Source organism: Photobacterium phosphoreum, assembly GCF_002954725.1.
In the GTDB taxonomy this organism is placed as follows: Bacteria; Pseudomonadota; Gammaproteobacteria; order Enterobacterales; family Vibrionaceae; genus Photobacterium; species Photobacterium phosphoreum.
The window spans coordinates 25,501-37,936 of record NZ_MSCQ01000004.1 but is presented as its reverse complement, the minus strand read 5'-3'; the positions used below and the strand labels follow the sequence as shown (position 1 = coordinate 37,936).

At 43.2% G+C, this 12,436-nt stretch carries 10 protein-coding genes; 4 read left to right on the top strand and 6 right to left on the bottom strand.

Going from position 1 to position 12,436, the window contains the following annotated elements:
* Positions 1-8 precede the first annotated feature (8 nt).
* From glnG to glnA, 4 genes are all read right to left on the bottom strand, one after another.
* Complete coding sequence (glnG, locus tag BTO21_RS19285; protein WP_045029870.1) at positions 9-1,421, bottom strand: nitrogen regulation protein NR(I); 1,413 nt, start codon at positions 1,419-1,421, stop codon at positions 9-11.
* Between the two features lie 24 nt (positions 1,422-1,445).
* Positions 1,446-2,498, bottom strand: a complete 1,053-nt coding sequence (gene glnL / locus BTO21_RS19280) for a nitrogen regulation protein NR(II) (protein WP_373455492.1) — start codon at positions 2,496-2,498, stop codon at positions 1,446-1,448.
* A 139-nt stretch (positions 2,499-2,637) separates the two neighbouring features.
* Positions 2,638-3,210 (bottom strand): DUF4124 domain-containing protein, encoded by a 573-nt coding sequence (locus tag BTO21_RS19275; protein WP_045029873.1) that lies wholly within the window; start codon positions 3,208-3,210, stop codon positions 2,638-2,640.
* Positions 3,211-3,344: 134 nt separating this feature from the next.
* Positions 3,345-4,754 (bottom strand): glutamate--ammonia ligase, encoded by a 1,410-nt coding sequence (gene glnA / locus BTO21_RS19270; protein WP_045029875.1) that lies wholly within the window; start codon positions 4,752-4,754, stop codon positions 3,345-3,347.
* A 600-nt stretch (positions 4,755-5,354) separates the two neighbouring features.
* Between glnA and typA the strand changes: the two genes are divergently transcribed.
* Positions 5,355-7,184: a translational GTPase TypA gene (typA, locus tag BTO21_RS19265; protein ID WP_045029876.1), complete on the top strand. Its 1,830-nt coding sequence runs from the start codon at positions 5,355-5,357 to the stop codon at positions 7,182-7,184.
* A gap of 164 nt (positions 7,185-7,348) precedes the next feature.
* Here the strand turns inward: typA and BTO21_RS19260 are convergent, their stop codons facing one another.
* On the bottom strand, positions 7,349-7,987 hold the full coding sequence (locus BTO21_RS19260; protein WP_045029877.1) for a DUF2959 domain-containing protein: 639 nt from the start codon (positions 7,985-7,987) through the stop codon (positions 7,349-7,351).
* Between the two features lie 146 nt (positions 7,988-8,133).
* Here BTO21_RS19260 and BTO21_RS19255 point away from each other — a divergent pair, with 146 nt between their 5' ends.
* The 3 genes from BTO21_RS19255 to BTO21_RS19245 are packed head-to-tail and all read left to right on the top strand — an operon-like array spanning position 8,134 to position 10,489.
* Positions 8,134-9,063, top strand: a complete 930-nt coding sequence (locus BTO21_RS19255) for a virulence factor BrkB family protein (RefSeq protein ID WP_181314565.1) — start codon at positions 8,134-8,136, stop codon at positions 9,061-9,063.
* Entirely contained in the window at positions 9,063-9,500 is a 438-nt protein-coding gene (gene dtd / locus BTO21_RS19250; protein WP_045029878.1) for a D-aminoacyl-tRNA deacylase, read from the top strand. The genes BTO21_RS19255 and dtd overlap by 1 nt, the downstream gene beginning before the upstream one ends.
* A 59-nt stretch (positions 9,501-9,559) precedes the next feature.
* Positions 9,560-10,489, top strand: coding sequence for a bifunctional GNAT family N-acetyltransferase/hotdog fold thioesterase (locus tag BTO21_RS19245; RefSeq protein ID WP_045029880.1), 930 nt, complete (start codon positions 9,560-9,562; stop codon positions 10,487-10,489).
* Here the strand turns inward: BTO21_RS19245 and BTO21_RS19240 are convergent.
* Positions 10,396-12,417 (bottom strand): AsmA family protein, encoded by a 2,022-nt coding sequence (locus tag BTO21_RS19240; protein WP_052672664.1) that lies wholly within the window; start codon positions 12,415-12,417, stop codon positions 10,396-10,398. The genes BTO21_RS19245 and BTO21_RS19240 overlap by 94 nt on opposite strands.
* Positions 12,418-12,436: the final 19 nt, after the last annotated feature.

The window sequence follows — 12,436 nt, the reverse complement described above, 5'->3', positions numbered from 1 at the left end:
TCTTAGTCTCAATCATGAATGTGCAATTCTTTAAGTTTACGGGTGAGGGTGTTACGCCCCCAGCCGAGTAATTTTGCTGCTTCTTGTTTATGACCATGAGTATGTAGCAAGGCGGTTTCAAGTAAGATTTTTTCAAACTGTGGTAACGCTTCAGCTAATAATTCAGTCTCACCTTGCTGCAAAGCTTGCTGTGCCCATTGTTGTAACCCTTGATGCCAATGTTGAGGCTCAGAGGTGGTGTGGGTTACTGTGGGCGTATCTGTGATTTCTGGGGGTAAATCGGCGGGTAATATTTCATTACCGCTTGCCATTACCGTTAACCAGCGACAGATGTTTTCTAATTGACGCACATTACCGGGCCACGGTAATTGAGTTAGTTTCTCTGCGGTGTGTGGATGTAATGATTTCACTTCTACGCTCAATTCATCAGCGGCGCGCTGTAAAAAGTGGTGTGCGAGCTGGGGAATATCTTGGCGGCGATCTTTGAGTGATGGTAGGTGTACTCGAATAACATTGAGGCGATGGAATAAGTCTTCACGAAAATCCCCTGCCGCCACTAGACGTTCAAGGTGTTGGTGCGTGGCGGCTATAATTCGAACATCGACATTAACTGGCGCATGTCCCCCGACACGATAAAATTGCCCTTCGGCTAATACGCGCAATAATCGAGTTTGAATGTCTAATGGCATATCACCAATTTCATCGAGAAATAAGGTGCCGCCATTGGCTTGCTCAAATCGACCTTGGCGAACGCTATTGGCGCCAGTAAAAGCGCCTTTCTCATGGCCGAATAATTCTGATTCGATTAAATCCTTAGGAATGGCGGCCATATTGAGTGCAATAAATGCATTACTGCTACGAGGGCTATGGCGATGCAATGCATGGGCGACTAATTCTTTACCTGTACCTGATTCACCATTGATTAACACTGAAATTGACGAACGCGATAGGCGGCCAATAGCACGGAAAACTTCTTGCATTGCGGGTGCTTCACCAATAATTTCAGGTGCATGCTTTGTTTCAACGATGGGCTGTTGCTGGCGCTTTTGTTCTTGGCTATGGCTAAGGGCGCGTTCAACTAAGGTGACCGCTTCATCAATATCAAACGGCTTGGGAAGGTATTCAAATGCCCCACGTTGATAAGCATTGACCGCGGCATCGAGATCGGAGTGAGCGGTCATAATGATAACGGGTAAAGTGGCGTAATCCTGCTGGAGCGCTTTGAGTAGCGTAAACCCGTCGGTGCCCGGCATTTTTATGTCAGACACTAACACATCGGGCACATTGCGCTCTAAGGCTGCTAACACGCTATCGGCGTCAGCAAAGGTTTCGCATTTCATTCCTGCATTGGTTAACGTGCGTTCCAATACCCAGCGAATAGAGCTGTCATCATCAACAACCCAGATTAATCCTTTACTCATAGTAAGCTCCTATGGCGTTCAGTGTTATGACTTAATCGGTAAATGAATAGTGAAATTAGTGTGTCCAGGCCAGCTGAATACCTCAATTTTACCTTGGTGTTGATCTATTAAATTTCGTGCAATTGACAGCCCTAACCCTGTCCCCCCTTCTCGACCAGTGACCATTGGGTAAAACAGGGTGTCTTGAATGTCTGCTGGAATGCCTGGGCCATCATCAATGATTTCGATGGTCGCTGTCACACGATGACGGACGCCTTGAATTAAGCTTTGATGGGCGGTACGGGTTTTTAATTTTATGGTGCCGCCGCCTTGGCTTTTCAGTGCCAATGCGGCGTTACTGACAATATTCAATAATGCTTGTTCAAGTTGTTCTGCATCCATATTGATGTCGGGCAAACTTGGATCGTAATCGCGTTCAATGGTAATGCTGCTGTCAGTGTCAATGTTGACTAACTGGCGCACTTTTTCTAACACTAAATGAATATTATCGGTTTTACGGATCCCTGGACGTTGTGGTCCTAATAACCGATCAACTAAATTACGCAGTCGATCTGCTTGTTCAATGATCATTTGGGTGTATTCGTGGTAGCGACTATCAGGGAGGGCTTTCTCTAGTAATTGTGCGGCACCACGTAAACCACCGAGTGGATTTTTTATTTCATGGGCTAAACCACGGACTAATTCTTTGGCCGCTTGTTGTTGTGCATGTTGGTTAAGTTCTTGGCTAATACGGCGTTGTTGATCAATCGGTTTTAATTCTAATAAGATCAACAGTTTTTTTTGCCATGAAATTGGGCTGGCATTGACGCCAAGTAAATGGCGTTGGCCATCAATCACAAAGGTGACATCGCTATCTGCTAAACCTTGACCACTGTGGAGGGTTGCTTTGACATGATTAAGATCGAGTGAGCTATGTTGGAGCAACTGTGGTAATTGGGTGCCGAGTAGACGTCGTTTACTGGAGGATAATAACTGTTCGGCAGCAGGATTTACGTAGCGGATCTCCAACGCTTCATCGAGTAATACAATGGCAGTGACTAAATTATCAAGAATTATGGGCGTAAAGCTGGTATTCACAATGATCATCCTTATTGATAGCTAGCTCAAAGACGATTGGTGCATGCGGCCAGTCGTCGCCGTTAGTTGACGCACCAAGTTGGTGCATTGAGTGTACTCGGTTTAACAGCGAACAAGCAGGGTTTATTGTAAATAGGCGTTAACGGGGTTGAATTGGACTGTTTTTAGGACGAACCTGTGAGACGCGATGTAAATAAACCGTAATGCTTTCAGATGTAGCAAGGATCTTGCCATTGTTAAGTAATTGGATTTGAATTTGATGAGTACCGCGATCAATATTGGTCAGTTGCCACTCTAAACGCGTTTGAGAAGTGCCGTTAACTTGACCATCAAGAACTAATTGGGCTTGGACGTTTTTATCCAGTTTGCGGTTGCTCACCGCGCGAATCTTTATATCACCCTCGTTGCTACGAATGGTTTGCTGGTGCAATGGTGCTAATAAACTGATACTGGCTGTCGGCAGTTGCGGCTCTATGTCAATGGTAAGGTTGTCAACATTATTTGCTTGGATGATTTCGACGAGGGTTGATGACTTGGGTGATTGTACTTCTGTTGTTGAAAGTTCAACGGTGATGGCCTGGGGTACTTCTGGACTATCACTAAAATGGACTACGCCATTGTCATCTGTCCAAGAATAGATCGTAGTTGTTGCTACTGCGGTGCTAGTTGTGACTACCAATAACAATATTGATGCTAGACCAATGAGTTTCATCCGTTAACTCTCCGCTAAGACCTTCATGGTCAATAAGTCCTTTATTGTTACTGCTTTTGTTGTGGTAGCAAGATCAAAAAGGCCTGCATGTGAAGCAGGCCTAAATCTTAGTTGTTAAGTGGTTAAGCCATTACTTAAACTGAGTAGTAAAGTTCAAACTCTAATGGGTGTACAGCCATATTGATTTTTTCTACATCTTGCGATTTTAGCGTGATGTAAGAATCAATAAAGTCGTCTGAGAACACACCGCCAGAGGTTAGGAATTCACGATCTTCGTCAAGCGCTTGTAGTGCACCTTGTAGTGACTCGGCTACTTTTGGAATCTCTGCAGCTTCTTCCGCTGGTAAGTCGTACAAGTCTTTATCCATCGCTTCGCCTGGGTGGATCTTGTTAGCGATACCGTCAAGGCCTGCCATTAGCATTGCTGCAAAAGCTAGGTATGGGTTCGCTGCTGGATCACCAAAGCGTACTTCGATACGACGTGCTTTTGGACTTGGAACGACTGGAATACGGATTGATGCAGAACGGTTACGGGCAGAGTAAGCCAGCATAACTGGTGCTTCGTAGCCAGGGACTAGACGCTTGTATGAGTTCGTTGCTGGGTTAGCAAAGGCGTTGATTGCACGTGCGTGCTTGATAATACCGCCAATGTAGAACAGTGCCATCTCTGAAAGACCGCCGTACTTATCACCCGCAAATAGGTTTACACCATCTTTTGCTAGTGACATGTGAACGTGCATACCTGAGCCGTTATCACCCACTAGTGGTTTTGGCATAAAGGTCGCAGTTTTACCAAATGCGTGAGCAACGTTATGAACCACATATTTATAAATCTGAATTTCATCAGCTTTATTGGTTAGGGTATTGAAACGGGTTGCGATTTCGTTTTGGCCTGCCGTTGCGACTTCATGGTGGTGAGCTTCAACAACTAGCCCCATCTCTTCCATGATTAAACACATTGCAGAACGAATATCTTGTGATGAATCAACAGGTGCTACTGGGAAATAACCGCCTTTAACGCCTGGACGGTGACCTTTGTTACCACCTTCGATTTTAGTGCCGCTATTCCATGCTGCTTCAATGTCGTCAATCTTAAAGAATGAACCTGACATATCAGTATTGAATCTAACGTCATCAAATAAGAAGAACTCTGGCTCAGGGCCAACTAATACATTGTCAGCAAAACCGGCTGCACGCATGAATTCTTCTGCGCGTTTAGCGATTGAGCGAGGGTCGCGATCGTAGCCTTGCATTGTTGCTGGCTCAAGAATATCACAACGAATGTTTAGAGTTGCATCTTCAGTGAATGGGTCAAGTACCGCACTTGCTGCATCAGGCATCATTACCATGTCTGATTCATTAATGCCTTTCCAGCCTGCAACGGAAGAGCCATCAAACATTTTACCTTCTTCAAAGAAATCTGCATCGATTTGATGAGAAGGGATAGTGATGTGCTGTTCTTTACCTTTGGTATCGGTAAAACGTAGGTCAATAAACTTAACTTCATTTTCCTGGATCAGTGCTAGTACGTTTTCAACTGACATCTTGAGTAACCTCCGGTGTTATTTAGGGCGATGGCCGCAAACTTTTTGCTCATATCATGATGAGCGAATCTAAAAGTATTAATGCGAATACCATGCCAACTTTTAAAAGCCCCCAAACATGCGCGATTGCAGTATTTTTGGAACTTTTTCCTATCCTTTTTTGCACTATTTTGGTGATGCTTTGCACCAAATTGGTGCGGTCATGATTGATGTTGAAAGTAAGACGACATCTCTCAATACATTCATCCATTTAATAGTCACACTACTATGGTGATGAGGGCAAATATTGTCAATCCACTAGGTGACAATTAGGTATTTTTATTGCTAATTGATCGTCTCAGAGTTGTGATCAAAAAGTGATATTGGTCACGGTTTTGGTTGGTTTAGGTGTTATTTATCGTACGAATAGAGAGGTTAAAAAAATAAAAACAGCCAAAAAAGTGAGTAAAAATGCGGCTCTAGAGCCTGTTGGTAAAAAAGCTGGTGATATAAATCACATATTCCGTGGGTTTTGGCGTAAAATCTGTTAAATTATGAGCCGTTTTTTTAATCAAGTAGCCTCTATTAAGACGCTGCATGTTCTGAGTGAATCTGAAACTAATGTCTAATCAATCGATCGATAACTTAAGAAATATCGCAATTATTGCTCACGTTGACCACGGTAAAACTACCCTGGTTGATAAACTTCTACAGCAATCTGGCACGTTAGAGGGTCGCGGCGAAGCCGAAGAACGTGTTATGGATTCTAACGATATCGAAAAAGAGCGTGGCATTACCATTCTTGCTAAGAACACAGCAATTAATTGGAATGACTACCGCATCAATATCGTAGACACCCCAGGACACGCAGACTTCGGTGGTGAAGTTGAGCGTATCATGTCTATGGTTGACTCTGTATTACTGATCGTTGACGCGGTTGATGGCCCAATGCCTCAAACACGTTTCGTAACGCAAAAAGCGTTCGCATACGGTCTTAAGCCAATCGTTGTAATCAACAAAATTGACCGTCCAGGTGCACGTCCTGAGTGGGTAATGGATCAAATTTTTGACCTATTCGACAACCTAGGCGCAACTGACGAGCAACTAGATTTCACAACTGTTTACGCATCAGCGCTAAACGGTTGGGCAACAATGACAGAAGGCGAAGTTGGCGAGAACATGGAACCATTGTTCCAAGCTGTTGTTGATAACGTTGCTGCACCATTTGTTGACGTTGATGGCCCACTACAGATGCAAATCTCTCAGTTAGATTACAGCTCTTACGTTGGTGTTATCGGTGTTGCTCGTATCACTCGCGGTACTGTTACTCCTAACCAACAAGTTACTATTGTTGGTGCTGACGGTACTAAGCGTAATGGTAAAGTAGGTACAGTTCTAGGTTACCTAGGTCTTGAGCGTCACGAAGTTACTGAAGCGAAAGCGGGTGACATCGTTGCAATCACAGGTCTTGGCGAGCTTAAGATTTCTGACACTATTTGTGACGTAAACACTGTTGAAGCGCTAACACCACTTTCTGTTGATGAACCAACTGTAACCATGACTTTCCAAGTAAACACTTCTCCGTTTGCTGGTAAAGAAGGTAAGTATGTTACTTCACGTAACATCCTTGAGCGTCTACAAAAAGAATTAGTACACAACGTAGCGTTGCGCGTTGAAGAAACTGAAAGTCCAGACCGTTTCCGTGTTTCAGGCCGTGGTGAACTTCACCTATCTATCCTGATTGAAAACATGCGTCGTGAAGGTTACGAGCTAGCAGTATCTCGCCCAGAAGTTATCATCAAAGAAGAAGATGGTAAGCTAATGGAACCGTTTGAAATTGTAACTATCGATGTGGTTGAAGAGCATCAAGGTAGTGTAATGGAGAAAATCGGTATCCGTAAGGGTGAGCTAAAAGATATGGCACCAGATGGTAAAGGCCGTGTTCGTATGGACTTCATGATGCCTTCTCGTGGTCTTATCGGTTTCCAAACAGAATTCCTAACAATGACTTCTGGTTCTGGTCTTATCTACCATACGTTTGATCACTACGGTCCTCACAAGGGCGGTACTATCGGTCAACGTGCTAACGGCGTATTGATCTCTAACGGTACTGGTAAAGCGGTAACTTACTCGCTATTCAACCTACAAGAGCGTGGTCGTCTATTTGCTGAGCACGGTGACGAAGTATATGAAGGTCAGATCATCGGTATTCATAACCGTGCAAACGATCTAACTATCAACTGTCTACGTGGTAAGCAGCTAACAAACGTTCGTGCATCTGGTACAGATGAAGCACAAACGCTTTCTCCTGCTATCAAGTACACACTTGAGCAAGCACTAGAATTCATCGATGATGACGAGCTAGTAGAAGTAACACCAGAAAGCATTCGTATCCGTAAGAAACTTCTTACTGAAAACGATCGTAAGCGTGCAGGTCGTGGCGGTAAGTAATTACCCCTAGCTGAAGCTTACTAATACAATCCCTCGCTTGGTAACAAGCGGGGGATTGTTGTATCTGGGGTATGAGAACCTTCTTGAGACTACATTTTCGAGACCAAAAAAAGAGCTAACCTTGTTAGCTCTTTTTTATGGCTACATTATAGCAATAGTGCTGATTACTTTTTCAAATGGCCAATAAAGCGATTTGATTCAGCAATGGCGCTGTTCATATCTCGAATAGCGTGAGAAATCTCAGTTTGTAGTGAATTAAATTGCCCTTGGAGTGAGCCGATAGCTGCTGCATTGAGGTTATGTTTCAAATAAAGGGTGTTATCACGTAAAGTGTCTAAAACAGGCTCCATCTTCTTCTCAGCGCGTTTCATGGCGGTTAACATTTTATTGTAAGAGGCTTTTGTGGTTTGTAATTTACGTTGACTATCGCGTTTGAGGGTCGCGCTTTTATACAATGACAGTTCCTGTTGCCACTCATCAAACATCGCATTGGCCACATCTTCAATTGCTACAATGCGATCATTAACGTTATTAACTGCCGCTTCACTACGTTGATATTGGCTATCAATATCTTGATAAGCTGATTCAAGCTCTCCGCCATCAAATTGATTCAGTGCTTTTAGACCTTCAAGGGCGCTGGTAAATTGTTTTTGGGCGTTTTGCTGGGCTTGGTTAGCATCTTCAACCCGATCAACCATGATATCGCGTTTATAAACGCCGACTTTTTCCATCGCTGAGTAATAGGCACTTTGACAGCCAGACAGTAGGCTGACACTTAAAAATATCGCAATAAAATAAGGCATTTTTTCTCCTTGGTGAGACATGAAAAATAACAACTAATGACATTACCATGGCGTGCTAAGGTAACGATCTTGATGAATAAAAGGCGAGTACAGCATGTAATGTTCGCATGGCTGTTTTCCATAACGTATAGGTACAACATTCTATTATGGCTGACAAAAAACAACCTGTGAAACTTGTGCTGTGGCAACGGCTGCCGCGAATAATGGAATATTTTGGTTATTTAATCCAGCGTGTGAACCATGACCGTTTAACTGTCACTGCAGGATCAATGGCTTATGTGACTTTATTGTCATTAGTGCCGTTGTTAACCGTAGTGGTGTCGGCTTTGTCAGCGATTCCTGCTTTTGCGGGCGCAGGTACTCAGGTACAACAGTTTGTGATTACTAATTTTGTGCCAGCAGCTGGTGCGGTGGTAACCACTTATTTAAATGAGTTTGTTGTTAATGCGGGCAAAATGACAGTGGTTGGCATTGGAGCATTATTTGTCGTCGCAATGATGCTTATATCTTCAATTGATAAATCCCTCAATTATATTTGGCGAGTAAAGAAAAAACGTCGTTGGATAATCTCATTGGCGGTGTATTGGATGATTCTCACTTTAGGTCCTATTCTATTGGGTTCTAGTCTTGCGCTAAGTTCATACTTAGGCTCATTGGCATTACTCGATCATCGTACATTGCATGGGGTGGTACAGCAGTCATTGCAATGGTTGCCGTCAATGATGTCGGGCTTGGCATTTTTATTGCTTTATGCGTTAGTGCCTAATTGTAAAGTACAGTTCAAACATGCACTGATAGGCGCATTGTGTAGCAGTATTTTATTTGAATTAAGTAAAAAAGGCTTTGTGATTTATTTAGCGCATTTTCATTCTTACCAAATGATTTATGGCGCATTGTCGGTGATCCCTATTTTGTTTGTGTGGGTGTATTTATGTTGGTGTATTGTATTGCTTGGGGCTGAGATCACGGCCAGTTTAGGTGAACGTGGTTTTTGGGATGTTAGCCCATCTCGATCACAAATAATGACAATGGTGACAAACAGTGACCATGATTCAACCAATAATAAGGAACAATAATGATTGCGCTAATTCAACGAGTGAGTGAAGCCAGTGTTACCGTCGAAGGGGAAATAACAGGCGCTATTGGTAATGGCTTATTAGTGCTATTAGGGGTTGAAAAAGGCGATGATGAAGCCAAAGCGCAAAAGTTACGTGATAAAGTGCTGGGTTATCGAATCTTCAGTGATGCTGACGATAAAATGAACCTTAATGTTCAGCAAGCGAATGGTAGCGTGTTAGTGGTGTCACAGTTTACGTTGGCTGCCGATACTAAAAAAGGCATGCGCCCAGGATTTTCAGCCGGTGCCGCACCTGTAGAAGCGGAACGCTTGTACCAATATTTTGTCGAACAATGTAAGGCACAACCGATCGCAACCGAAACCGGTATTTTTGGTGCAGATATGAAAGTCGCATTGGTTAATGATGGCCCAGTGACATTTTGGTTACAGGTCTAGCGGTTCTATTTGTATTTAAACGCATAATCGCTGTCGATGATTAAGAAGAGAGGAAATGGATGTTTCGATTAGTCACTCCGCAAACAGAATCACAGCTTGCCCGGTATTATCATTTTCGTTGGCAAATGCTGCGTCAGCCGTGGCAAATGCCGTTGGGCTCTGAGCGTGATGCTTATGATGATGTCAGTGCTCACCGCATGTTAGTTGATAGTCATGATAACGTGGTCGCCATTGGACGTGTGTATGTTACGCCGGATAATGAGGGTCAAGTGCGTTATATGGCAGTTGATGCGGCGGTGCGCCATCAAGGGTTAGGCGGAATGGTGTTAATGGCTCTGGAATCATTGGCGCGTTATGATGGCGCTAAGCGCTTAGTGTGTAATGCCCGCGAAGCAGCGATTCCATTTTATATTAAAAATGGCTTTGAGAGCCGTGGTGAATTGAGTGATGCGCATGGTCCAATGCGGCACCAACAGATGGTTAAGTTGTTACCGCCATTAACGGATGTTGCTCGTCAGCCACAATGGTGTCAGGAGTTACAAGCATTGTGGCAAAGCCAAATACCCATTAGTGATAAAATGGGCATTAAGATCAATCAATATACCGGCTATCGGTTTGAAGTCAGCGCACTGTTTAATGCCAACCTTAATCCGAATGAATTTATGTTTGCTGGTAGTATTTTTACCATGGCAACCCTAGCCGGATGGGGCTTTATTTGGTTACTACTTAAAGAGCGTGGCTTGCAAGGTAATATTATTTTGGTTGATAGCCACATTCGTTATTCTGCCCCGGTTACTGAACGTCCAATTGCCGTCACCACCCTTGAACATTTACACGGTGATTTTGATCGTATTACTCAAGGGCGTAAAGGACGGGTAACAGTAGATGTGAATGTTCAATGTGGTAAAGCGGTATCCTCAACGTTTACAGGAACATATTTAGTGCTACCCGTACATGATGAATCAACGGTAGCGGTTGAAACACCGTGATCCCATGAACGGATCAGTTGTTGGCAGCCGGTAGTTAATTCAAGTTGGAATTGTTGCTGTTCAGAATTGGCTAAGCTCCAGTGGCTATTAAACTTTATCGCAAAATTATTCGCGGTGATTGTTGTCGGTGGTAATTGGATGGTGCCATCTTGTGCCGTTAGTGTCAGTGGTGTGGCCGTTAGTGGTAACGATGATGCTGCTGTCTTGGCTGGTGGGTTAATCGCTGCAAAATGCGGTTGTTGCCAGTGGGTGAATAATTGTTGCGGGGTCATGTTCGTTAATGCTAACTGGCGAAAATCGACGTGAGCAGTGCCATTTAAGTGCGTCTTAAAATCAGCCTGAGTACCCGCCTGACCATGAAGTTTTATTTGAGTATCAATAACCCCTGTCAGTGGTAGCGGTAATGATAGCCATTGCGATAGGGTTTGGGCAGGTACGGTATCGCCTATGAGGGTTAATTGCCATGGACGCTGTGGATCATCAAGTGAGATCCTAGCGCGTGCTTTTAACATACCATGATTAAACGGCAACACTAATTTATCTAACTGCCATTGACCGGCGTTACTGTGCATGGTGGCAATGGCTTGGTTGATAACCACTTGATTGATACTGCCAAAACCTAAGTCAGCGTCAATATTTCCTTGCCATAATCCCCACTGATTATTTTGTTTGAGCACTGCATTTTTGGCATTGATATCAATCCCTGCGAGTTGAAACGGCATTGTCGATGCTGATGAAGTGATCTGACTATTATTAATATTGAGTTTTTTGACGATAATATCAGTGTATTTTTGCTGCCATTGTTGCCACGTTTGTGGCCAATCTTTATCTATAAACCATTTAATACCGCTGGCTTTTAAGTCGCTGATAAATAATTGTTGGGGATCTATCCAGCCATCAACACGCACAAACCCATTCAGTATTTGTGCTGATATACCATGGCTGATGATTTGTTGGGGCATAAATTGTAATTCAGCTAAAGGTTGTTCAAAGTTAAGTTGCTGCCATTGCGCATGACTAGCACTGAACGACAAACGACTATTTTGTTGCTGCCAGTAGTTTTGTGGCCACTGCCAATTGTCTAACGATAAATTAATATCATCCGCTCCCCATTGCGGTAATTCAATGCTGCTATTAACCACATCTAAGCGTTTTAATGTGATGGCTTTAAAGGGCATTGTCTGCGATGTGAATTGTTGTTGCCAATCATTGAGTAATTGTTGGTCTTGTAATCGAAATTGATTAACGGTGAGTTGGTCGATAGTTAAACTGTGATTGGCATTATTGAACTGTGCTTGGGCAGTGATTTTTGCTTGTTGCCACAGCCCTGAGATGCCTTTAAATTGCCATTGTTGGTCATGTTTATTGGCATTGATCAGTACCTGCTGTAACGCTACTTGATGCCATCTTATATTAGTGGCACTCATTTTTAAGCTGCCATTAAAACTCTGCCACCACGGAGTGTTAGCGGTAGGTGTTTGCCAATTATCCATTTGAATTAAACCATGCTTAATCGCAAATGTTGGCGTGTTTAGATTGGTGTTATTAAGTACTAATCGTTTGATAGTGAATGGCGGTAATGTGGTTAATAACGGCATATTGGCTGAGGTGATATTATTAATTTGCACGCCATCAAACACTAATTTATCACCCGTTATACTGTGTTTGGATAGCCATAATTGAATGCTATCAGCATGAATGAGTACTTGTTGATTGTCAGTGATTTCAACATGTTCAAATCGTAGTTGGTAGGGAGTACGAATATCGTAATCAATTTTTTTGGCCGACACTTGGTAAGGCGAGACTTGAGCAAGGATCAAATTAACCAGTGGCTGATTATAACGCGTGTGTAATATCCCGATGATAGTGGTTAAAGTCACCACGATAATTAACACAAAAATAAGCATTAATTTGCTAAGCAGCCGCATAAAATTTCCTCGTAATCTG

What these genes read in the sequence shown, in the direction of transcription:
- glnA (WP_045029875.1), bottom strand. Translation starts at nt 4,754, where the DNA reads ATGTCAGTTGAAAACGTACTAGCACTGATCCAGGAAAATGAAGTTAAG.
- dtd (WP_045029878.1), top strand. Translation starts at nt 9,063, where the DNA reads ATGATTGCGCTAATTCAACGAGTGAGTGAAGCCAGTGTTACCGTCGAA.
- BTO21_RS19260 (WP_045029877.1), bottom strand. Translation starts at nt 7,987, where the DNA reads ATGCCTTATTTTATTGCGATATTTTTAAGTGTCAGCCTACTGTCTGGC.
- BTO21_RS19240 (WP_052672664.1), bottom strand. Translation starts at nt 12,417, where the DNA reads ATGCGGCTGCTTAGCAAATTAATGCTTATTTTTGTGTTAATTATCGTG.
- typA (WP_045029876.1), top strand. Translation starts at nt 5,355, where the DNA reads ATGTCTAATCAATCGATCGATAACTTAAGAAATATCGCAATTATTGCT.
- BTO21_RS19275 (WP_045029873.1), bottom strand. Translation starts at nt 3,210, where the DNA reads ATGAAACTCATTGGTCTAGCATCAATATTGTTATTGGTAGTCACAACT.
- BTO21_RS19245 (WP_045029880.1), top strand. Translation starts at nt 9,560, where the DNA reads ATGTTTCGATTAGTCACTCCGCAAACAGAATCACAGCTTGCCCGGTAT.
- BTO21_RS19255 (WP_181314565.1), top strand. Translation starts at nt 8,134, where the DNA reads ATGGCTGACAAAAAACAACCTGTGAAACTTGTGCTGTGGCAACGGCTG.
- glnG (WP_045029870.1), bottom strand. Translation starts at nt 1,421, where the DNA reads ATGAGTAAAGGATTAATCTGGGTTGTTGATGATGACAGCTCTATTCGC.